Here is an 18,681-nt window from a genome sequence, read left to right as displayed (position 1 = left end):
CTTAACGAACCCGAAAATCAGGTTCGTTAAGTACTGCATCTTCTTAAATGAATGCGTTTTATTTAGAATATAACTCGACAATCATCATTTCGTCTACCGGAACATCAATTGCTTCGCGAAGCGGAAGTTCTTTTACCGTTCCCTTTAAAGCTTCCGGATCTGCTTCAAGCCAATCCGGAACCATGCGTCCAGCAGTCACTTCCATAATGTCTTTGTATCTCTGAAGGCTCTTCTTTCCTTCTTTGATTTCGATAACATCACCGGCTTTGATCTGGTATGATGGAATGTTTACCTGTTTTCCATTCACAAGTACATGCTTATGATCCACAATCTGTCTTGCTTCACGTCTTGTTCTGGCAAATCCGAGACGGAAAATTACGTTATCCAGTCTTGATTCAAGAAGAACCATCAGGTTATCACCTGTCATACCTTTCATACGATCTGCTCTTTCAAAGTAGTTTCTGAAAGGTTTCTCTAATACACCATAGATAAATTTAGCTTTCTGCTTCTCGCGTAACTGCAGACCATACTCGCTCATTTTTCTATTAGATCTTTTCAACTGTCTGTTAGACTTTTTATCAATTCCTAAATATACCGGATCCATTCCTAATGAACGGCATCTTTTCAGAACCGGAACTCTATTTACTGCCATGCTCTTTATCCTCCTATAATAATTCGACTAGACTCTTCTTCTCTTCGGTGGGCGGCATCCATTGTGCGGTACCGGTGTTACGTCTCTGATGCTTGTTACATCAATTCCGCATGCCTGAAGTGCACGGATTGCTGCTTCTCTTCCTGAACCAGGTCCTTTTACGAATACATCTACTGATTTAAGACCATGAACTAAAGCTGCTTTAGCTGCCGTCTCTGCTGCCATCTGAGCTGCATAAGGAGTAGATTTCCTTGAACCTCTAAATCCCAGACCACCTGCACTTGCCCATGATAAAGCATTTCCCTGAGCATCTGTCAAAGTAACGATTGTATTATTGAAAGATGACTGGATATGTGCCTGTCCGCGTTCAACGTTTTTCTTGACACGTTTTTTTGTCACTTTTTTTGTAACTTTTTTAGCCATAATAAAACTAACCTACACTTTCCTATTATACTGTTATCTGTTTCTCAAATTATTTCTTTTTGTTTGCAACTGTTCTCTTCGGACCTTTTCTTGTTCTTGCATTCGTCTTTGTCTTCTGACCACGAACAGGAAGTCCTTTTCTGTGACGGATTCCTCTATAGCATCCGATTTCCTGAAGTCTCTTGATGTTCAGCGCGATCTCTCTGCGGAGATCACCTTCTACCATCTGAGTTTCGTCGATTACTGCACTGATTTTCTTAACTTCGTCATCTGTTAAGTCTCTGCAGCGGGTATCTGGATTAACTCCAGCTTCTGCAAGAATACGGTTTGAACTTGTTCTACCGATTCCGTAGATATAAGTCAATCCGATTTCTACACGTTTGTCTCTTGGTAAGTCTACACCTGCAATACGAGCCATTTGTGATTTCCTCCATTTGATTCATTTTTTGATACTGTCTTAAATTGAGGCTGAGGGTATCCCGTTATCAAAAGCACCCTACCGGACATTCCTTCACCTTACATGACTTGTCCGATATACCAGCCCAGATGCGTCGGTATTCGCATCCTTTCCGGCAACCGATCTATCGGCTAATGACCGCCGGTATTGTAAGCAATATACTTGAAACCACCGCTTTAGCTTTATGGCAGATGGGGTGTTTCCCTGTATATTTGAAATAGCATCCAACGCCCTACACACTTCCAGGCGTATCGTGCTATCAGCCGCCTAATTCATTATAAACATTCGTCATTATCCCTGACGCTGTTTATGTTTCGGATTTTCGCAGATAATTCTGACGCTTCCTTTTCTCTTGATAACTTTGCATTTTTCGCAAATCGGTTTTACTGATGATCTAACCTTCATGTCAAATCCTCCTTTCATACCTTGCCAGTTTGCATTTTCCCACCACTGTCTATTAATACCCGACAGCAGTTCGCCTAATATTATAGCATTACACAAAATATAAAGTCAATAGTTATTTTACTTATCTCTCCAGATAATTCTTCCTTTTGATAAATCATATGGCGAAAGTTCCAATGTTACTTTATCTCCCGGTAAAATTTTAATAAAATTCATACGAAGCTTTCCGCTGATATGTGCCAGGACCTGATGACCATTTTCGAGTTCTACCTGAAACATTGCGTTTGGAAGTTTTTCAACAACCGTCCCTTCAATTTCAATTACATCTGCCTTTGACATATTAAGATTCCTCCTTCATTCCTGTCAGTGATTTACTGTACTCTTTCAATATCCTTTTTACTTTTTCATCATCTGCTGAATTAATTTCATGTTTTATCCGAATAAGCTGCACATGCTTTTTCTTTTTCTTTTTTGGATTATCTGTTTTTCTGTTTTTTCCGTCTGACAGATATACATATGCATCTTCTATCTTAGTAATGACATAAACTTTTTCTTTATCATGCCCCGCCAGTGACCTGGCAAGCATACCTTCTTCCCATCTTTCCATATCTTCGCGCCTCATCATGTTACACAGACTTACTTTATTTTGCCGCCAAGTGTCAAAAGTATGGGCTCTCCCTTTGTAATCAGCACTGTATTCTCATAATGTGCCGAAAGCTTCCCATCTCGCGTCACAACCGTCCAATCATCATCCAGCCATCTGACTTTCTCAGTACCAAGATTGATCATAGGCTCGATCGCAAGGGTCATTCCGGCTTTTAATTTAGGTCCGCGTCTCATCATCGGAAAGTTCGGGATTTCAGGATCTTCATGCAGGTGGGTTCCGATTCCGTGTCCGCAAAGTTCCCTTACTACTCCATAACCAAATCCGGCAGCATATCTTCCTATTGCACCGGAAATCTCAAATAAATAATTGCCTTCTTTTGCATATTTTATTCCTTCAAAAAAGCTTTGTCTGGTCACTTCGATCAGTTTTTTTGCTTCTTCACTGATTTCTCCTACTGCATGCGTCCTTGCCGCATCTGAATGATACCCCTTATAAATAAGTCCCGCATCCAGACTTACAATGTCTCCCTCCTGAATGATCCGATTTCGTGATGGAATTCCATGAACAACTTCTTCATTAACCGATACGCAGATAGATGCAGGATACCCGTTATAATTCAGGAAAGAAGGTTCGCAGCCGTAGCTGCGAATCACTTCCTCTCCAATTGCATCAATGTCCAGTGTTGTCATTCCCGGCTTTAATGCTTTTTCCATCTCCTCATGTACGATTTCCAGAATCCTTCCGGCCTGGGTCATCAGTTCAATTTCTCTTTCTGATTTAATCGTAATTGCCATGAGCTATTCTCCCAAGATAGAAACAATGGCAGCAAATACGTCTTCCATATCTACTGTTCCATCTACAGTTTTTAAAATGCCTTGATTCGTATAATACTCGATCAGCGGCTGTGTCTGTTCATGATATACGCCAAGACGTTTCAGAACAGTCTCCGGTTTATCATCATCACGCAGAATTAATTCACCGCCACATACATCACAAATTCCTTCCTGTCTGGTCGGTGCATATTCAAGATGATATGTAGCGCCACATCCCACACAGGCGCGTCTTCCGCCCATGCGGCGAACAATATTTTCATCCGGAACATCTACATCGATAGCATAATCCATTTTCTGTCCCTGGGCAGCAAGCGCTTTATCCAGTGCTTCTGCCTGAGGAATTGTTCTCGGAAAACCGTCAAGTACATATCCATTCTCACAATCTTCTTGATTGACACGATCTACTACAAGATCCACAACAAGTTCGTCCGGAACGAGAAGTCCCTGATCCATATAAGTCTTTGCTTTCTTTCCAAGTTCCGTACCGTTTTTGATATTTGCCCTGAAAATATCTCCGGTTGAAATATGCGGAATTCCATATTTTGCCGCTATTTTCTTAGCCTGAGTTCCTTTTCCTGCTCCAGGAGCACCTAACATAATAATCTTCATACTGCTACCTCCTTTTTTAACATGTTCAAATAGCTCGTTGCAATTTATCTATTATGTAATGATAAACAACAACGAGCCACTGTGTTCTAAAATCCAAGGAAACTGTTCTTCATTGCATTTCCTTTGTTATTTAAAAATCCTGTATAGTTTCGTACGAGCATCTGTGATTCAATTTGTTTCACAGTTTCAAGTACAACACCAATAATAATGATCAAAGATGTTCCACCGAACGATACCTGCGCTCCAAATACTCCATTAAAGAAGAACGGAATCACCTGCACAATTACAAGACCACACGCACCGATAAAGATAATATAATTTAAAATCTTCGTCAGATAATCTACAGTAGGCTTACCAGGACGAATACCTGGAATAAATCCGCCGCTTTTCTTCATATTATTCGCAATTTCAAGTGGGTTAAATGTAATGCTCGTATAGAAATATGCAAAAAATACTGTCAATGCAATGTATACGATCAATCCCCATGAATATTGAAGATGAGACGGGTTACACCAGTTTCCTGAATTTAATCCACGAAGTATTTCACTTCCAATGCCAGTTCCATTGCCTTTTCCTAAAAAAGAAGCAATTACAATTGGAAACTGCATAATAGATGAAGCAAAAATAACCGGAATAACTCCTGCTGTATTTACTTTAAGCGGAATATTTGTTGACTGTCCGCCAACACTTCTTCTTCCCTGTACTTTCTGAGAATACTGAACCGGAATTCTTCTTTCTGCATCCTGCAGCACAACTGTAAACACTACAAGTGCAAGAATAATTGCCAGAATGATAAGCGCCGCAAGCCCACCTTTTGCAAGGCCTTTACCTTTGACAAAAGTTTCATACAACGTAGTCAGATCACTTGGTACACGCGACAGAATATTAATTAAAAGAACGATAGAAATTCCGTTTCCTACGCCCTTCTCCGTAATTCTCTCACCTATCCACATCAAGAATGCAGAACCAGCTGTCAGTGTCAGAACTACGATTGCTGCATTTACAAAATTGTATTCTTCCAGAAGTCCCCGACGTCCAAAACCAACTGCCATGGCAGTTGATTCAATCAGAGCCAGACCAACTGTTACATAACGTGTAATCGTAGCAATTTTCTTTCTTCCGTCTTCTCCCTCTTTCTGCATCTCTTCCAATTTCGGAATTGCAATCGTGAGGAGCTGCATGATAATGGAAGAAGTAATATACGGTGTAATACTCAATGCGAAAACGGACATCTGTTCAAAAGAACCACCGGTGAAAGCATTAAAGAAATTAAATGTTTCACCGGTCTGATTTGCAAAGAAATCCTTAATGTAGTTCGGGTCAACTCCCGGGGTAGGGAGTTGTGACCCGAGGCGTACTACAAACAACATCGCAAGGGTATACAGTATTTTTTTCCGTATATCTTCAATTTGAAATGCCTTACGGAATGTCTGTAGCATTAGATCACCTCTGCTTTTCCACCAACTGCTTCAATCTTTTCTACAGCACCTGCACTAAATGCATCTGCCTGAACAGTAAGCTTTTTGGTTAACTCTCCATTTCCAAGAATTTTAACACCATCTCTAGGATTCTTAACGATTCCTGCCTCGATCAAAGTCTCAACGGAAACAACTGAATCATTTTCAAATACTTCTAAAGCACTGACATTAATTCCTACGATTGTCTTAGAGTTTCTGCATGTGAAACCTCTCTTAGGAATACGTCTGTATAATGGCATCTGACCACCTTCGAAACCTGGTCTGGTTGCTCCAGAACGGGCTTTCTGACCTTTGTGTCCTTTTCCGGCTGTCTTACCATTTCCTGAACCGTGTCCACGGCCTCTTCTGAAATTATCGCTATGTTTTGCTCCGTCAGCAGGTCTTAAATTTGATAAGTCCATTGTGACACCTCCTTATCTATAAGATTTATGCTTCTTCTTCAACTTTTACCAGATGTCTTACCTGCTGCACCATTCCTCTGACTGCAGCATTATCCGGCAATACAACTGTTTTATTTACTTTTCTCAGCCCTAAAGCTTCTACTGTTTTTTTATGTTTCGGAACAGCACCGATTGTAGATTTCACTAATGTGATTTTCAAATTTGCCATCTGTAATCTCCTCCTTAGCCTAAAATCTCTTCAACAGATTTTCCGCGAAGTTTAGCTACTTTTTCTGGAGCTTTCAGTTCACTTAAACCATTGATTGTAGCAAGTACTACATTCTGCTTATTGTTTGAACCAAGAGATTTTGTACGAATGTTCTTGATTCCGGCAAGCTCGATAACGGCACGAGCCGGTCCACCAGCGATAACACCGGTACCTTCCGGAGCTTTCTTCAGAAGTACAGAAGCACTTCCGAATTTTCCGATATAGTCATGTGTAATACTTTCATTTTCATCTAATGTTACTGTGATGAGTTTCTTCATGGCATCTTCTTTTCCTTTGCGGATCGCTTCCGGAATTTCTGCTGCCTTTCCTAAACCTGCACCAACATGGCCGTTTCCATCTCCGACAACTACTAAAGCTGTGAATCTCATGTTACGACCACCCTTAACAACTTTGGTAACACGTTTAATTGATACTACTTTTTCGGTAAGTTCTAACTGTTTAGCATCAATACGTTCCTGTTTCATGTGTGCGCCTCCTTACTAGAAATTCAAACCAGCTTCTCTAGCTGCGTCTGCTAATGCTTTAATTTTTCCGTGGTAGATGAATCCACCTCTGTCAAATACAACTGTTGTAATACCTTTTTCCAATGCCTTCTTTGCAATAACAGTTCCAAGGTATGCTGCTGCTTCAACGTTGTTGGTCTTTTCCAGTTCAGCTTTTACATCTTTCTGAAGAGTGGAAGCTGAGACAAGAGTATTTCCAACAGTATCGTCAATGATCTGAGCATACATATGATTATTACTTCTAAACACAGCAAGACGCGGTCTTTCAGCTGTTCCGCTGAAACGGTTGCGTAATTTTCTATGCTTATTTTCACGAACTTCGCTTCTAGATTTTTTACTAACCATTTGTTCACACTCTCCTTACTTATTTTTTACCAGTCTTACCAACTTTACGTCTAATAACTTCATCAGCATATTTGATACCTTTACCTTTGTAAGGTTCCGGTCTTCTCTTATCTCTGATTTCAGCTGCATACTGGCCAACTTTTTCTTTGCTAATTCCCTTAACGATGATTTTGTTCTGTCCTTCAAGAACCGTTTCAATTCCTTCTGGATCTTCCATCTCAACCGGGTGAGAGTATCCCAAACTCAATGTTAATTTATTTCCAGATTTTGCTGCTCTGTAACCAACACCGTTGATCTCAAGAACTTTCTGATAACCTTCTGTTACACCAATCACCATGTTATTAATAAGAGTTCTTGTAAGACCATGTAAAGATTTCATCTTCTTTAAGTCATTCGGTCTTGTTACTACAACTTCGTCGCCTTCTTTTTTGATTTCCATTTCAACCGGAAGTTCTCTAACGAGAGTTCCTTTTGGACCTGTAACGGTCACTACATTATTCTCTGCGATTTCAACAGTTACACCTGCCGGGATCGCTACCGGATGTCTTCCAATACGTGACATGCCTTTTACCTCCTACACTTACATTCTCGGAATGAGTGCTGTGCTCATTCTGTTTTCAGTTGCTACTTTATATTACCAGATAAAGCAAAGAACTTCTCCGCCCACGCCAAGTTTTCTTGCTTCTTTATCAGTAATGACTCCCTGATTTGTAGAAATAATAGCTGTTCCAAGTCCTCCGAGTACCTTCGGGAGTTCGTCTTTACCAGCGTAAACGCGAAGACCCGGTTTAGAGATTTTCTTCAGACCAGAAATAACTTTCTCATTTTTATCTGCACCGTATTTTAATGTGATGCGGATTGTGTTGAAGCTGCCTTCTTCTACGATATCGTATTTTGCAATATATCCCTCATTCAGAAGAATATCTGCAATAGCGATTTTCATTTTAGATGCCGGAACATCAACTGTATCATGTTTTGCAGTATTTGCATTACGGATTCTTGTAAGCATATCTGCAATTGGATCACTCATAGTCATCTGGATTGTCCTCCTTTTCTACCAACTTGCTTTCTTAACGCCCGGAATTTCACCCTTGTATGCCAGTTCACGGAAGCATACACGGCAGATTCCATATTTTCTTAAATATGCATGTGGACGTCCGCAGATTCTGCAGCGATTGTATTCTCTTGTAGAGAATTTCTGTTTGCGCTGCTGTTTCAGTTTCATTGCTGTCTTTGCCATGAAAATTTCCTCCTTACTTTGTGAATGGCATGTTGAACTGTGTTAATAATTCACGAGCTTCTTCGTCAGTTCTTGCAGTTGTAACGAAGATAACATCCATACCTCTTACTTTATCCACTTTATCGTACTCGATTTCAGGGAAGATCAGCTGCTCTTTGATTCCAAGAGCGTAATTTCCTCTTCCGTCAAATGCGTTCGGGTTAACTCCTCTAAAGTCACGAACTCGCGGCAGTGCAAGGTTGATCAGACGATCAACGAATTCATACATCTTCTCGCCTCTTAATGTAACCTTGCATCCAATTGCCATACCTTCACGGATTTTGAAGTTAGCAACAGATTTCTTAGCTCTTGTAAGAACCGCTTTCTGTCCGGTAATTTTTTCCATATCAGCTACTGCTGAGTCTAATGCTTTTGCATTATCTTTTGCTTCGCCAACACCCATGTTGATTACAACTTTATCGAGTTTTGGCACTTCCATAATATTCTTATAACCAAATTTCTTGATCATTGCATCAACGATCTCATTCTGGTACTGTTCTTTCAGTCTACTCAAAGCTCTGGACCTCCTTCCTCGAATTAATCAATCACTTCGCCTGTTGATTTAGCAAAACGAACTTTCTTGTCTCCTTCAAGTTTAAAACCAACTCTTGTGGCTTCTCCCTTGTGCACATACATTACGTTGGACGCATCGATCGGTCCTTCCTGATGGATGATTCCACCTTCCGGATTGGAAGCGCTCGGTTTTGTATGTTTTGTTCTCATGTTAACATTTTCCACAAGGACAGTTCCGTCTTTTTTATTAACAGCGATTACTTTGCCTTCTTTGTCTTTGTCTTTTCCGGCGATTACTTTAACAGTATCACCTTTCTTGATCTTCATTGTTGACATATTCGAACCTCCTTACAGTACTTCCGGAGCCAGGGAAACAATTTTCATAAACTGTTTCTCACGAAGTTCTCTGGCTACAGGTCCAAAAATACGAGTTCCTCTTGGGTTTTTGTCATCTTTTATAATTACTGCAGCATTCTCGTCGAATCTGATGTAAGAACCATCTTTACGACGTGTGCTGTTTACAGTACGAACTACAACAGCTTTTACTACATCACCTTTTTTAACAACGCCGCCTGGTGTTGCATCTTTAACAGACGCAACGATCACATCGCCGATTGCTGCATATCTTCTTGTAGAACCGCCTAATACACGGATACAGAGTAATTCTTTAGCACCTGTGTTGTCAGCTACTTTTAATCTGCTTTCTTGCTGTATCATGCAGGTAAACCTCCTTATACTTATTCAAAGCCAAACTATTTAACTTCTTCTACGATTTCAACAAGTCTCCATCTCTTATCTTTCGATAACGGTCTTGTTTCCATAACTTTTACTCTATCGCCAATATTGCATTTATTCTCTTCATCATGCGCTTTTAATTTATAAGTTCTTTTTACGATCTTATTGTAAAGCGGATGTTTTACATGGTCTTCTACTGCAACAACGATTGTCTTATCCATCTTGTTGCTTACAACCTTACCAACTCTCGTTTTTCTCAGGTTTCTTTCCACGGTTTTGCTCCTTTCTAGAACACTCTAAGCTACGCTGCTTATTCGTTGCCTTTTTCAGTAATCACTGTCTGAATTCTTGCGATGTTCTTTCTGACTTCTTTGATTCTGCTTGTATTATCTAACTGGTTTGTTGCGTTCTGGAATCTCAGGTTAAAGAGTTCCTTTTTAGCAGCTACTAATTCTTCGTTCAGCTCCGCAACTGATTTTGCTTTTAAATCTTCTACGAATGTCTTAATTTTCACTGTTATCACCGCCTTCTAAATCTGCACGAGAAACGATTTTACATTTGCATGGTAACTTGTGCATAGCCAGACGAAGTGCTTCTCTTGCAACTTCTTCAGGTACTCCTGACAGCTCAAACATAACACGTCCTGGCTTAACAACTGCTACCCAGTATTCAAGAGTTCCTTTACCAGAACCCATACGAGTTTCAGCCGGTTTTGTTGTTACTGGTTTATCCGGGAAAATCTTAATCCAAACTTTACCACCACGCTTGATGTAACGTGTCATAGCAATACGGGCAGCTTCGATCTGATTGGATTTGATCCAACATGGTTCCATTGCCACAAGACCATATTCACCGTTCGTGATCTTGTTTCCTCTTAATGCTTTACCCTTCATGGAGCCACGGAACTGTTTTCTACGTTTTACTCTTTTTGGCATTAACATTATTTATCGCTCCCTTCCTTACTTGCCTTTGTTGGAAGTACTTCGCCTTTGTATACCCATACCTTAACACCAACTTTTCCATAAGTTGTGTCTGCTTCAGCGAAGCCATAGTCAATGTCTGCTCTTAATGTCTGAAGCGGAATCGTTCCTTCACTGTAGAACTCTGTACGAGCCATATCAGCTCCGCCAAGACGTCCTGATACAGAAGTCTTAACACCAAGCGCTCCTGCTTTCATAGTTCTGGACATGCAGGACTTCATTGCACGACGGAATGAAATACGGTTTTCCAGCTGCTGTGCAATATTCTCAGCTACTAACTGTGCGTCCTTATCCGGTCTCTTCACTTCTTTGATATCAACGATAACTTTTTTATCCGTCATTTTCTGAAGTTCAGCTTTTACTTTTTCAATCTCTGAACCGCCTTTACCGATTACGACACCCGGTTTAGCAGTATAAATAATAATCTTCACACGGTCAGATGCTCTTTCGATTTCAATCTTAGAAACACCGGCACTATATAATTTCTTTTTAAGAAATACTCTGATTTTATGGTCTTCTACCAGGTAATCAGCGAAATCTTTCTCTGCATACCATTTTGAGTCCCAGTCTTTGATAACACCGACTCTCAAGCCATGAGGATTAACTTTCTGTCCCATGATTGTCCTCCTTATCTTTCATTCAGCACAAGTGTAATATGACTCATTCTCTTTTCGATTCTGTAAGCTCTGCCCTGTGCTCTCGGTCTGATTCTCTTCATTGTTGGTCCTTTATTTGCGTAACATTCCTCGATATAAAGGTTTTCAACATTCATACCATTGTTGTTTTCAGCATTAGCAATTGCTGACTCTAATAATTTCTTTATAATGCTTGAAGCGTATCTTGGGTTATATGTCAAAATACCAAGCGCTGTCTGTACATCCTTACCTCTGATGGCATCTAATACGAAGCATGCTTTCTGAACAGAGACTCTAGCGTAAGATAACTTAGCTGATGGTCTGGTGTCTTTATTTGCATTTCTTTCTCTCTTAATTTGACTTCTATGTCCTTTTGCCATGGGATGAAACCTCCTTTCAATACGTTAAATATTATCTAACTTTGGATTTCTTTTCGTCTTTTCCATGTCCTCTGTAGGTTCTGGTTGCAACGAACTCTCCGAGTTTGTGTCCAACCATATCCTCTGTTACATATACCGGAACGTGTTTTCTTCCGTCATGAACTGCAATTGTATGTCCAACCATAATCGGGAAGATTGTAGAACGGCGAGACCATGTTTTAATAACACCCTTGTCTCCTGATGCGTTCATTGCTTCCACTTTTTTCAGCAGACTTGCATCTGCAAATGGTCCTTTTTTAAGTGAACGAGCCATAGGTTATAACCTCCTTCAAAATTAACTATTTGATTCCTCTACCGTCTTTTCTTCTGATGATCAGCTTATTAGACTGTTTGTTTTTCTTACGAGTCTTAAGGCCAAGTGCCGGTTTACCCCAAGGTGTGCACGGACCCGGACGACCAATTCCAGTCTTACCTTCACCACCACCATGTGGATGGTCATTCGGGTTCATTACAGATCCACGAACTGTAGGTCTGATACCCATATGACGTTTACGTCCTGCTTTACCAATATTTACCAGGTTGTGATCACCATTACCAACTACACCAACTGATGCGCGGCATTCGATCGGAACCATTCTCATTTCGCCTGAAGGAAGACGAAGTGTTGCATATTTACCTTCTTTAGCCATTAACTGAGCACTGTTTCCTGCGGAACGAACCATCTGTCCGCCTTTTCCAGGATGAAGCTCAATGTTGTGGATCTGTGTACCAACCGGGATGCAGCTGAGCGGCAGGCAGTTTCCTACATGTACTTCCGCTTCCGGTCCGTTCATAACTTTCATTCCATCCTTAAGTCCTTCCGGTGCAAGGATGTATGCTTTCTCGCCGTCTGCATAACAGATCAATGCGATGTTAGCTGTTCTGTTCGGATCGTATTCAATTCCGATTACAGTAGCCGGGATTCCGTCTTTTTTACGTTTAAAATCCACAATTCTATATTTTCTCTTAACTCCGCCTCCGCGGTGTCTTACAGTAATTTTACCCTGATTGTTACGTCCGGCTGTCTTATTCAAAGATACAACTAAGGATTTTTCCGGAGTTGTCTTTGTGATTTCTGAGAAATCAGAACCGGTCATATGTCTTCTGGATGGTGTATATGGGCGGTATGTTTTAATTCCCATTACTCTATCTCCTTTCGTTACTTCTAATTATTAGTGTCACGGAATTGCACCGTTTAATCAGTTTGTTCTTACAGTCCCTGGAAGATTTCAATCTCTGCTGAGTCTTCTGTTAACTGAACAATCGCTTTCTTTGTTTTCGCTGTCTTTCCAAATGTCATGCCACGACGTTTTGTCTTGCCATCAAGATTCATTGTATTCACTCCGGCAACTTTTGTTCCCGGGAACATTTTTTCAACAGCTTCTTTCACCTGATTCTTTGTAGCTTCTGTGTGAACTAAGAACGTGTATTTCTTATCAGCCATAAGCTCCATTGTTTTTTCTGTAATTACCGGTTTAAGGATTACATCATAATACTGAACGTTTGCCATTATGCGTACACCTCCTCAATCGCTTCAACAGCAGCTTTCGTAGCGATCACTGTGTTGTATTTCAGGATATCATACACATTGATTGTATTTGTTTTGGCTGTCTTAACATCAGCAATGTTTCTTGCAGAAAGTTCTGCATTCACATTTCCATCTTCCAATACAACTAATGCTTTAGATACTGACAGGTTGTTTAATACTGCCTGGAATTTCTTTGTCTTGATTTCATCAAAATTCATCTCATCAACTACGATGAATTTGTTTTCTTCTACTCTGGAAGTAAGTGCAGACTTAAGAGCTGCTCTCTTTTCTTTCTTGTTCATCTTGAAAGAATAGTCTCTCGGAACCGGTGCGAATACTACGCCACCGCCTGTCCACTGCGGAGCTCTTGTAGATCCCTGTCTCGCATGACCGGTACCTTTCTGTCTCCACGGTTTTCTTCCACCACCGGAAACTTCAGAACGAGTTTTCGCTTTCTGCGTTCCCTGGCGATTATTTGCAAGCTGGTTAACAACTGCCATGTGTACAAGATGTTCGTTAACTTCTACACCGAAAATAGCGTCGTTCAGTTCGATTGTACCAACTTCTTTGCCTTCGATATTGTAAACAGATACGTTTGCCATCTGTGTGTTCCTCCTTTCCTAGTGCAAATCTTAGATAGATTTTACAGATTCCTTAATAGTTACTAAAGATTTCTTCGGTCCCGGTACGGCACCTTTTACTAAGAGCAGGTTGTTCTCAGCATCTACTCTTACAACTTCAAGGTTCTGAACTGTAATTCTCTTTGCTCCCATGTGTCCCGGCATTCCTTTTCCTTTGAATACCTTGCTCGGGTCAGAACAAGCACCGTTTGAACCTGCATGACGATGGAATTTAGAGCCATGCGCCATAGGTCCTCTGTGCTGATTGTGTCTCTTGATTGCACCCTGGAATCCTTTACCCTTTGAAATTGCTGTTGCGTCAACTTTGTCGCCAGCCTCAAAGATGTCAGCTTTAATTTCCTGAGCCAGCTGATATTCATCAGCGTTCTCGAATTTGAATTCTCTTACGAATCTTTTTCCTGTTACGCCAGCTTTGTCAAAATGTCCTTTTTCAGCTTTTGTAACACCGTGTCTATGCACGATTTCTTTCTTTCCGTTCTTGTCCACGTTAACGATCTTTTCTTTCTTGTCAACGAATCCAACCTGAACAGCACTGTAACCGTCATTCTCAACAGTCTTGATCTGTGTCACAACACAAGGACCTGCCTGAAGAACAGTTACCGGAGTCAATACTCCATCTTCGTTGAAGATTTGAGTCATTCCGACTTTTGTAGCTAAGATAGCTTTCTTCATTATAATTACCTCCTGTGATTTACAGCGGAACATCGGATTGATGTTCATCCTAAATTTTAGGAATTACTGTGTTCTTATTTTGTTTTCATTTTGATATCAATATATACACCAGCCGGCATTTCCAATCTGGAAAGAGCATCAACCGTCTTCTGTGTCGGTGCAATGATATCAATCAGTCTCTTATGAGTTCTCTGTTCGAACTGTTCTCTGGAGTCTTTGTATTTGTGAACCGCTCTTAAGATTGTTACAACTTCCTTCTTTGTCGGAAGCGGTACCGGTCCGCTAACCTGTGCTCCATTCTTCTTTACAGTTTCGATGATTTTCTTGGCAGATGCATCAACCAGCTGATGGTCATATGCCTTCAATGTGATTCTCATTACTTGACTTGCCATAAAAAAAGTCGCCTCCTTTTCGTACTTAAACCTCAGTACGACAAGCGGTGACTGTACACTTCCCCGTGTGTGTCGTGAGAAACTCACACGTTGTTACCGCATCTCAGCGGCTGTTATGATTCAGTACAGTGACTTGTCGCCAGTTTCCTAACTTGACATTCGCTCCACGGAAAACCTGCCATATCAGGCAGCAACCTCACGCTTCACAGCTATCATGTCACAGCTTTTTCAGTATACAAGATATCTTTCTTATTTGCAAGGCTTTTCCGAAAAATATTGTATTTTTTTAGGTACAATCCCACCAACCGTATGCATTTATAAAAATACATTTTTTTGCATTTCGCTTATTGACACCATCACAATAAAGTGTTATAGTGTAACCAACTTAATCGAAAGCAATAAACCAAGGACGGTTTCCAAAAAAGTTGGATATCGTCTTTTTTTATTTTTTCAATTAGGTATAAACCGATTGGTTGCTGTTGCAGTTATATCATTGCCGATTGTTTCCCCCAAGAATAATCCTGCGATGGTAAAACTCAATTTATATATACTTCCTCTTTCGAGGAGCATTCCCCAGCTTTGTATATAGACAAGACTGCAAGGCAACGAGGAAAAACCTCTCAATGACATACCAAAAAGAAAAGGCACGACTACAGTCGTGCCTTTTCTCTTTTAATCAGGCCTTTCTTAATGGCATGTAATTTACATTTTTCTAACATTGTCCGCTCTCCGGTGCAAGAAAATATACATGGTATTTTTGCGTATCTATTTCAGGAAAAGGAACAAACTCAAGTCCTTCCACTTCAAAATGCAACTTTTCTTTCATTGGTCGGATTTTCTCAAGATCCGGGAGTGGAAAGAATTCTTCCACATCAGACAGCGCCGCAAGAATATAGGGCCCATAGGCGAGATTCACAAACCTGCAGTCTGACGGATTTTTCACAACACGTAGCTGCATCGGCAAATGCAGAACGATTTCATCATCCGACCTGCATTGTTCCCCGACACAGAGATATCCATCTTCCAATGTAATTCTGCTTATTTCTCTCCCGTTAAGTTCCGCCCGGAGTCCATCTTCCGCCCAGGATGGAATGTGAATCTTAAGTCCCTTGTCCATATCATTTCGGCATACCACTTTTACGATTCCGTCCGTTTCCGAAGTGTCAACTTCTATTGAAGCCTCCCCACCCAAAACCGAATCAATCAAAAGATTAACATACACATATTTTTCATCCGTTGCATAGATATTTTCCATATAGCGGAATCTACTTTCCATTCCCGTTCCATGACAGCATGTATTTTCTGTTGTCGAATACGCTTTTTGTTGTCCCGGTCCCAGCGGCATGAAATAGGTGGTTCCTCCATCATCAGCATGGCTGGCCGATGTAAGGATATGATTGCGGAGCGTATTATCATAATAATCCATCATCGCCCCATCAACAGTATACTCAAACAACTGCGCCGTCAGCCTAAGCATATTATAGCTCGCGCAACTTTCAGCTGCTTTTTCTGTCAGATAGTCGCATGTCGTTCCGGCACAGTGGAACATTTCCGTTTCTCCCACACCACCGATACAATACGCATGATCTGCGGTCACAATTTTCCAGAAATTTTTTCCGATTCTCCACCATTTTTCTTCTTTCGTCACCCGGAATAACTCCATCGCTCCTATAATTTGAGGAATGTGCTGATTTGCATGCACATCTTCCAATGTATCGCACTTTTCCAGCATCGGATAAAATAGTTTATCATTCACAAAAAAGCACGCAGCTTTTAAATGATTTTCTTTCCCGGTAATCTGATACAGTTTTACCATCGTACCCAACATGCCACCAAATTCTCCAGCAATGTACATTGACCACATTCGATCGAGTACTTCCCTCGAAAGACGCGAAAGCCTGTCATAAACCCAGTCCCCCATCTTTTCTAATATTATTTTCGCTTTTTCACATCCAGCAATCTGAAAGCAATCATACAGCCCACACATAATTTTATCCAAAGTATAATAAGGTGCCCATATTTCCGGATAACGCGTGAATTGTTCTAACAGATCAAACTGTTCTTCATCATAGGCGCTCAAATACCCTGTATGATATTCTCCCGACTCAGCAAATGCCACCTGACATTCCTCAAGTCCGTCCACAATATAATTTATTTTCTCCCGGAATTTCGGGTTCCCTGTAGCCCCCCAGGCCAGTGCCAATCCTGACATATAATGCCCTGTCGTATGCCCTTTTAATTTACAGTTTTCTTCATCCCAACCGGTCATAGGCGCCGCACCATGCGTATCCAGACCGGATGCTCTCCGGAAATTATACAACATTTGATCATCGTCTATGTTCAAAAGATAGTTCAGCATATTCTGCTGGCGTTCATAAAAGATCGTCCCCTCTTTAAGCCGCACTTGCCCAATCGGCAAAAACTCCACCTTTCTTTTTGGTATGTCATAATGAGTTTCTTCTATATTATAATAATGTATACTGGCAATTGCGCTCTCCTTATATTTTTCTACAATCCCCCGCACATGTATGATTCCTTCTTTCCAAAGTGGTTCATATTTCTCCCACTTAACAGGTAGTGTGGTTCTACGTCCGTCCGTAGTTCTCGCAATCACCACTGACGGTAGTGCCGCTTTTTCTCCTGGCATCGCTTCCAAATTCACTTCCAGAATTTCCGCTACAATATTTTCTTTCTTTTCCTGCAGAACCGTTGCCTCAAATTCACGCTCCTCGCTGTACCCTTCGTACACTGCTTTTACTTTCAATTTGACATTCCGATTTCCCATGCCATATAGTGGCCTGTGAACTTTACCGTCAGCCCTGATAAATCTTTCCTCTTCTGTAAACCAATTTAATACAGAACCATATTTCCCATGCAGCGGCAGACTCAAATCTTCATCTACCGTATTCAAATTCCCGATATAGATAGAATCTACATCCATTTTTACAATTTCTTCCGGTTTTAATTTTGCTAAATACTCACTCATATGTTTCTCCTTTTCAGCCGCATTCGATACTCAAAGCCATTCTTCCACCATGTTCGCATCAATTACACTGTAATATTGGATTCTTATCACAAATACCTCATTCATTGTACCAAAGTATTTCCACATTGACCAGATATCTATTCATCCATTACTCCAAAATACTCTCTTAATTCTTACAGCGAATATTAATTGACCGAAAGTCATTATTTTACTTATATAAATTGACTTTTGTCAATTTTGCATTTATAATACGAATTGCGAAATCATTTCCGACAATTATAATTTCACTTTGACAAGGGGAGAATATACCATGGGGAAGGTAGACGAAAACAAACAGCAAAAATCCGATGCCCTCTATCGGAGCGCCTATGATTTGTTCATAGAACAGGGCATCGAGAAAACCTCCATTAGCGACATCGCCAAGTATGCAGGTGTAGCAAAGGGAACATTTTATCTTTATTTTACAGACAAATATGAATTACGCGACCGGCTCATAGCCAAAATAACAGGGAATCTTTTTCTTGCCGCCTGGCAGGCTCTGGAGTCTTCTCACACTCCCCAGTTTGAAGACCGAATTATTTTTATTGTAGATTATATTCTGGAGCGTATGAAGGAAAATAAACCAATGCTTCGCTTTATTTCCAAAAATCTGAGCTGGGGAATTTTCAAGCAGGCAATTTTACAAAGTAACGACGAAGAAGAGATCAATGTAAAGGAACTGTACAGAAACCATCTTCTAGAGAATCCTGTCGTTAAACTCAGAGATCCCGAAACAATGATGTTTCTAATCATCGAGCTTGCAAGTTCTACCTCTTACAGCACAATTCTGGAAAATGATCCAATGCCTTTTGAGGATCTCAAACCTTATCTCAACGCGAGCATTCGCGCAATTATTAAGAATCATGTGATTTCATAAAGAAAGA

The 18,681-nt window shown here is 40.6% G+C and carries 32 protein-coding genes; 1 reads left to right on the top strand and 31 read right to left on the bottom strand.

What is annotated here, in order from left to right; all coding sequences use genetic code 11:
- Nucleotides 1-58 precede the first annotated feature (58 nt).
- The 31 genes from rpsD to ACTNBF_RS04585 all read right to left on the bottom strand — a co-directional run bounded on the left by rpsD (nucleotide 59) and on the right by ACTNBF_RS04585 (nucleotide 17,758).
- A complete protein-coding gene (gene rpsD / locus ACTNBF_RS04735; RefSeq protein WP_427806713.1) occupies nucleotides 59-652 on the bottom strand; it encodes a 30S ribosomal protein S4 in 594 nt (197 codons plus the stop codon).
- Between the two features lie 27 nt (nucleotides 653-679).
- Nucleotides 680-1,075: a 30S ribosomal protein S11 gene (gene rpsK / locus ACTNBF_RS04730; RefSeq protein ID WP_016223756.1), complete on the bottom strand. Its 396-nt coding sequence runs from the start codon at nucleotides 1,073-1,075 to the stop codon at nucleotides 680-682.
- A 49-nt stretch (nucleotides 1,076-1,124) separates the two neighbouring features.
- Complete coding sequence (gene rpsM / locus ACTNBF_RS04725; protein WP_427806712.1) at nucleotides 1,125-1,493, bottom strand: 30S ribosomal protein S13; 369 nt, start codon at nucleotides 1,491-1,493, stop codon at nucleotides 1,125-1,127.
- A gap of 330 nt (nucleotides 1,494-1,823) precedes the next feature.
- A complete protein-coding gene (rpmJ, locus tag ACTNBF_RS04720; RefSeq protein WP_005339020.1) occupies nucleotides 1,824-1,937 on the bottom strand; it encodes a 50S ribosomal protein L36 in 114 nt (37 codons plus the stop codon).
- 117 nt (nucleotides 1,938-2,054) lie between these two features.
- Nucleotides 2,055-2,273, bottom strand: coding sequence for a translation initiation factor IF-1 (infA, locus tag ACTNBF_RS04715; RefSeq protein WP_004607275.1), 219 nt, complete (start codon nucleotides 2,271-2,273; stop codon nucleotides 2,055-2,057).
- Nucleotide 2,274: 1 nt separating this feature from the next.
- Nucleotides 2,275-2,541 (bottom strand): KOW domain-containing RNA-binding protein, encoded by a 267-nt coding sequence (locus ACTNBF_RS04710; RefSeq protein ID WP_427806711.1) that lies wholly within the window; start codon nucleotides 2,539-2,541, stop codon nucleotides 2,275-2,277.
- A gap of 29 nt (nucleotides 2,542-2,570) precedes the next feature.
- Nucleotides 2,571-3,335: a type I methionyl aminopeptidase gene (map, locus tag ACTNBF_RS04705; protein WP_427806710.1), complete on the bottom strand. Its 765-nt coding sequence runs from the start codon at nucleotides 3,333-3,335 to the stop codon at nucleotides 2,571-2,573.
- Between the two features lie 3 nt (nucleotides 3,336-3,338).
- Nucleotides 3,339-3,983 carry an adenylate kinase gene (locus tag ACTNBF_RS04700; protein WP_427806709.1) on the bottom strand — a complete coding sequence of 215 codons (645 nt, stop codon included), beginning with the start codon at nucleotides 3,981-3,983 and terminating at the stop codon, nucleotides 3,339-3,341.
- An 86-nt stretch (nucleotides 3,984-4,069) separates the two neighbouring features.
- Nucleotides 4,070-5,422 (bottom strand): preprotein translocase subunit SecY, encoded by a 1,353-nt coding sequence (gene secY / locus ACTNBF_RS04695; RefSeq protein ID WP_427806708.1) that lies wholly within the window; start codon nucleotides 5,420-5,422, stop codon nucleotides 4,070-4,072.
- Nucleotides 5,422-5,862 carry a 50S ribosomal protein L15 gene (rplO, locus tag ACTNBF_RS04690; RefSeq protein WP_427806707.1) on the bottom strand — a complete coding sequence of 147 codons (441 nt, stop codon included), beginning with the start codon at nucleotides 5,860-5,862 and terminating at the stop codon, nucleotides 5,422-5,424. The genes secY and rplO overlap by 1 nt, the downstream gene beginning before the upstream one ends.
- 25 nt (nucleotides 5,863-5,887) lie before the next feature.
- On the bottom strand, nucleotides 5,888-6,070 hold the full coding sequence (rpmD, locus tag ACTNBF_RS04685) for a 50S ribosomal protein L30 (RefSeq protein ID WP_427806706.1): 183 nt from the start codon (nucleotides 6,068-6,070) through the stop codon (nucleotides 5,888-5,890).
- Between the two features lie 14 nt (nucleotides 6,071-6,084).
- Entirely contained in the window at nucleotides 6,085-6,594 is a 510-nt protein-coding gene (rpsE, locus tag ACTNBF_RS04680) for a 30S ribosomal protein S5 (protein ID WP_427806705.1), read from the bottom strand.
- A 15-nt stretch (nucleotides 6,595-6,609) separates the two neighbouring features.
- The gene (rplR, locus tag ACTNBF_RS04675) at nucleotides 6,610-6,978 is read right to left on the bottom strand and encodes a 50S ribosomal protein L18 (RefSeq protein WP_427806704.1); all 369 of its coding nucleotides are present in this window, start codon (nucleotides 6,976-6,978) and stop codon (nucleotides 6,610-6,612) included.
- Nucleotides 6,979-6,997: 19 nt separating this feature from the next.
- On the bottom strand, nucleotides 6,998-7,540 hold the full coding sequence (rplF, locus tag ACTNBF_RS04670) for a 50S ribosomal protein L6 (RefSeq protein ID WP_427806703.1): 543 nt from the start codon (nucleotides 7,538-7,540) through the stop codon (nucleotides 6,998-7,000).
- Nucleotides 7,541-7,612: 72 nt separating this feature from the next.
- A complete protein-coding gene (gene rpsH, locus ACTNBF_RS04665; protein ID WP_427806702.1) occupies nucleotides 7,613-8,014 on the bottom strand; it encodes a 30S ribosomal protein S8 in 402 nt (133 codons plus the stop codon).
- A gap of 18 nt (nucleotides 8,015-8,032) precedes the next feature.
- A complete protein-coding gene (locus ACTNBF_RS04660; RefSeq protein ID WP_008372546.1) occupies nucleotides 8,033-8,218 on the bottom strand; it encodes a type Z 30S ribosomal protein S14 in 186 nt (61 codons plus the stop codon).
- A 13-nt stretch (nucleotides 8,219-8,231) separates the two neighbouring features.
- Nucleotides 8,232-8,771 (bottom strand): 50S ribosomal protein L5, encoded by a 540-nt coding sequence (gene rplE, locus ACTNBF_RS04655; RefSeq protein WP_427806701.1) that lies wholly within the window; start codon nucleotides 8,769-8,771, stop codon nucleotides 8,232-8,234.
- A gap of 23 nt (nucleotides 8,772-8,794) precedes the next feature.
- Nucleotides 8,795-9,106, bottom strand: coding sequence for a 50S ribosomal protein L24 (rplX, locus tag ACTNBF_RS04650; RefSeq protein WP_427806700.1), 312 nt, complete (start codon nucleotides 9,104-9,106; stop codon nucleotides 8,795-8,797).
- A 12-nt stretch (nucleotides 9,107-9,118) separates the two neighbouring features.
- Complete coding sequence (rplN, locus tag ACTNBF_RS04645; RefSeq protein WP_427806699.1) at nucleotides 9,119-9,487, bottom strand: 50S ribosomal protein L14; 369 nt, start codon at nucleotides 9,485-9,487, stop codon at nucleotides 9,119-9,121.
- Nucleotides 9,488-9,522: 35 nt separating this feature from the next.
- Nucleotides 9,523-9,777, bottom strand: coding sequence for a 30S ribosomal protein S17 (rpsQ, locus tag ACTNBF_RS04640; protein ID WP_427806698.1), 255 nt, complete (start codon nucleotides 9,775-9,777; stop codon nucleotides 9,523-9,525).
- Nucleotides 9,778-9,815: 38 nt separating this feature from the next.
- Nucleotides 9,816-10,019, bottom strand: a complete 204-nt coding sequence (gene rpmC, locus ACTNBF_RS04635; protein WP_427806697.1) for a 50S ribosomal protein L29 — start codon at nucleotides 10,017-10,019, stop codon at nucleotides 9,816-9,818.
- Entirely contained in the window at nucleotides 10,009-10,446 is a 438-nt protein-coding gene (gene rplP / locus ACTNBF_RS04630; protein WP_427818799.1) for a 50S ribosomal protein L16, read from the bottom strand. The genes rpmC and rplP overlap by 11 nt, the downstream gene beginning before the upstream one ends.
- The gene (rpsC, locus tag ACTNBF_RS04625; RefSeq protein WP_427806694.1) at nucleotides 10,446-11,102 is read right to left on the bottom strand and encodes a 30S ribosomal protein S3; all 657 of its coding nucleotides are present in this window, start codon (nucleotides 11,100-11,102) and stop codon (nucleotides 10,446-10,448) included. Before rpsC ends, rplP begins: the two co-directional genes overlap by 1 nt.
- 11 nt (nucleotides 11,103-11,113) lie before the next feature.
- Nucleotides 11,114-11,500, bottom strand: a complete 387-nt coding sequence (rplV, locus tag ACTNBF_RS04620) for a 50S ribosomal protein L22 (RefSeq protein WP_427806693.1) — start codon at nucleotides 11,498-11,500, stop codon at nucleotides 11,114-11,116.
- Between the two features lie 31 nt (nucleotides 11,501-11,531).
- Entirely contained in the window at nucleotides 11,532-11,813 is a 282-nt protein-coding gene (gene rpsS / locus ACTNBF_RS04615) for a 30S ribosomal protein S19 (protein ID WP_008372528.1), read from the bottom strand.
- A gap of 25 nt (nucleotides 11,814-11,838) precedes the next feature.
- Nucleotides 11,839-12,681 carry a 50S ribosomal protein L2 gene (gene rplB, locus ACTNBF_RS04610; protein ID WP_427806692.1) on the bottom strand — a complete coding sequence of 281 codons (843 nt, stop codon included), beginning with the start codon at nucleotides 12,679-12,681 and terminating at the stop codon, nucleotides 11,839-11,841.
- 68 nt (nucleotides 12,682-12,749) lie between these two features.
- Nucleotides 12,750-13,049, bottom strand: coding sequence for a 50S ribosomal protein L23 (gene rplW, locus ACTNBF_RS04605; protein ID WP_427806691.1), 300 nt, complete (start codon nucleotides 13,047-13,049; stop codon nucleotides 12,750-12,752).
- Nucleotides 13,049-13,669 (bottom strand): 50S ribosomal protein L4, encoded by a 621-nt coding sequence (rplD, locus tag ACTNBF_RS04600; protein ID WP_427806690.1) that lies wholly within the window; start codon nucleotides 13,667-13,669, stop codon nucleotides 13,049-13,051. Before rplD ends, rplW begins: the two co-directional genes overlap by 1 nt.
- A 30-nt stretch (nucleotides 13,670-13,699) precedes the next feature.
- Nucleotides 13,700-14,380 (bottom strand): 50S ribosomal protein L3, encoded by a 681-nt coding sequence (gene rplC / locus ACTNBF_RS04595; protein WP_427806689.1) that lies wholly within the window; start codon nucleotides 14,378-14,380, stop codon nucleotides 13,700-13,702.
- A 74-nt stretch (nucleotides 14,381-14,454) separates the two neighbouring features.
- Complete coding sequence (rpsJ, locus tag ACTNBF_RS04590) at nucleotides 14,455-14,772, bottom strand: 30S ribosomal protein S10 (protein WP_427806687.1); 318 nt, start codon at nucleotides 14,770-14,772, stop codon at nucleotides 14,455-14,457.
- Nucleotides 14,773-15,484: 712 nt separating this feature from the next.
- Nucleotides 15,485-17,758 (bottom strand): beta-L-arabinofuranosidase domain-containing protein, encoded by a 2,274-nt coding sequence (locus tag ACTNBF_RS04585; RefSeq protein ID WP_441088831.1) that lies wholly within the window; start codon nucleotides 17,756-17,758, stop codon nucleotides 15,485-15,487.
- A gap of 310 nt (nucleotides 17,759-18,068) precedes the next feature.
- Here ACTNBF_RS04585 and ACTNBF_RS04580 point away from each other — a divergent pair, with 310 nt between their 5' ends.
- Nucleotides 18,069-18,674 (top strand): TetR/AcrR family transcriptional regulator, encoded by a 606-nt coding sequence (locus tag ACTNBF_RS04580; protein ID WP_427818796.1) that lies wholly within the window; start codon nucleotides 18,069-18,071, stop codon nucleotides 18,672-18,674.
- The last annotated feature ends 7 nt before the right edge of the window (nucleotides 18,675-18,681 follow it).

This window comes from Bariatricus sp. HCP28S3_A4 (assembly GCF_052066395.1).
GTDB lineage: Bacteria > Bacillota > Clostridia > Lachnospirales > Lachnospiraceae > Allocoprococcus.
This window is presented reverse-complemented; position numbering and strand designations above follow the sequence as displayed.

Excerpts from the sequence above, each read along its gene's own strand:
- rplC (WP_427806689.1), bottom strand. The coding sequence starts at position 14,380 with ATGAAGAAAGCTATCTTAGCTACAAAAGTCGGAATGACTCAAATCTTC.
- rpsE (WP_427806705.1), bottom strand. The coding sequence starts at position 6,594 with ATGAAACAGGAACGTATTGATGCTAAACAGTTAGAACTTACCGAAAAA.
- rpsJ (WP_427806687.1), bottom strand. The coding sequence starts at position 14,772 with ATGGCAAGTCAAGTAATGAGAATCACATTGAAGGCATATGACCATCAG.
- map (WP_427806710.1), bottom strand. The coding sequence starts at position 3,335 with ATGGCAATTACGATTAAATCAGAAAGAGAAATTGAACTGATGACCCAG.
- rplW (WP_427806691.1), bottom strand. The coding sequence starts at position 13,049 with ATGGCAAACGTTCAGTATTATGATGTAATCCTTAAACCGGTAATTACA.
- rpsC (WP_427806694.1), bottom strand. The coding sequence starts at position 11,102 with ATGGGACAGAAAGTTAATCCTCATGGCTTGAGAGTCGGTGTTATCAAA.
- rpsS (WP_008372528.1), bottom strand. The coding sequence starts at position 11,813 with ATGGCTCGTTCACTTAAAAAAGGACCATTTGCAGATGCAAGTCTGCTG.
- rplO (WP_427806707.1), bottom strand. The coding sequence starts at position 5,862 with ATGGACTTATCAAATTTAAGACCTGCTGACGGAGCAAAACATAGCGAT.
- rplN (WP_427806699.1), bottom strand. The coding sequence starts at position 9,487 with ATGATACAGCAAGAAAGCAGATTAAAAGTAGCTGACAACACAGGTGCT.
- rpsK (WP_016223756.1), bottom strand. The coding sequence starts at position 1,075 with ATGGCTAAAAAAGTTACAAAAAAAGTGACAAAAAAACGTGTCAAGAAA.
- rplX (WP_427806700.1), bottom strand. The coding sequence starts at position 9,106 with ATGTCAACAATGAAGATCAAGAAAGGTGATACTGTTAAAGTAATCGCC.
- ACTNBF_RS04710 (WP_427806711.1), bottom strand. The coding sequence starts at position 2,541 with ATGGAAAGATGGGAAGAAGGTATGCTTGCCAGGTCACTGGCGGGGCAT.
- ACTNBF_RS04580 (WP_427818796.1), top strand. The coding sequence starts at position 18,069 with ATGGGGAAGGTAGACGAAAACAAACAGCAAAAATCCGATGCCCTCTAT.
- rpsH (WP_427806702.1), bottom strand. The coding sequence starts at position 8,014 with ATGACTATGAGTGATCCAATTGCAGATATGCTTACAAGAATCCGTAAT.
- ACTNBF_RS04585 (WP_441088831.1), bottom strand. The coding sequence starts at position 17,758 with ATGAGTGAGTATTTAGCAAAATTAAAACCGGAAGAAATTGTAAAAATG.
- secY (WP_427806708.1), bottom strand. The coding sequence starts at position 5,422 with ATGCTACAGACATTCCGTAAGGCATTTCAAATTGAAGATATACGGAAA.
- rpmJ (WP_005339020.1), bottom strand. The coding sequence starts at position 1,937 with ATGAAGGTTAGATCATCAGTAAAACCGATTTGCGAAAAATGCAAAGTT.
- rpmD (WP_427806706.1), bottom strand. The coding sequence starts at position 6,070 with ATGGCAAATTTGAAAATCACATTAGTGAAATCTACAATCGGTGCTGTT.
- rpsD (WP_427806713.1), bottom strand. The coding sequence starts at position 652 with ATGGCAGTAAATAGAGTTCCGGTTCTGAAAAGATGCCGTTCATTAGGA.
- infA (WP_004607275.1), bottom strand. The coding sequence starts at position 2,273 with ATGTCAAAGGCAGATGTAATTGAAATTGAAGGGACGGTTGTTGAAAAA.
- rplR (WP_427806704.1), bottom strand. The coding sequence starts at position 6,978 with ATGGTTAGTAAAAAATCTAGAAGCGAAGTTCGTGAAAATAAGCATAGA.
- rpsM (WP_427806712.1), bottom strand. The coding sequence starts at position 1,493 with ATGGCTCGTATTGCAGGTGTAGACTTACCAAGAGACAAACGTGTAGAA.
- rplF (WP_427806703.1), bottom strand. The coding sequence starts at position 7,540 with ATGTCACGTATTGGAAGACATCCGGTAGCGATCCCGGCAGGTGTAACT.
- ACTNBF_RS04660 (WP_008372546.1), bottom strand. The coding sequence starts at position 8,218 with ATGGCAAAGACAGCAATGAAACTGAAACAGCAGCGCAAACAGAAATTC.
- rplP (WP_427818799.1), bottom strand. The coding sequence starts at position 10,446 with ATGTTAATGCCAAAAAGAGTAAAACGTAGAAAACAGTTCCGTGGCTCC.
- rplD (WP_427806690.1), bottom strand. The coding sequence starts at position 13,669 with ATGGCAAACGTATCTGTTTACAATATCGAAGGCAAAGAAGTTGGTACA.
- rplV (WP_427806693.1), bottom strand. The coding sequence starts at position 11,500 with ATGGCAAAAGGACATAGAAGTCAAATTAAGAGAGAAAGAAATGCAAAT.
- rplB (WP_427806692.1), bottom strand. The coding sequence starts at position 12,681 with ATGGGAATTAAAACATACCGCCCATATACACCATCCAGAAGACATATG.
- ACTNBF_RS04700 (WP_427806709.1), bottom strand. The coding sequence starts at position 3,983 with ATGAAGATTATTATGTTAGGTGCTCCTGGAGCAGGAAAAGGAACTCAG.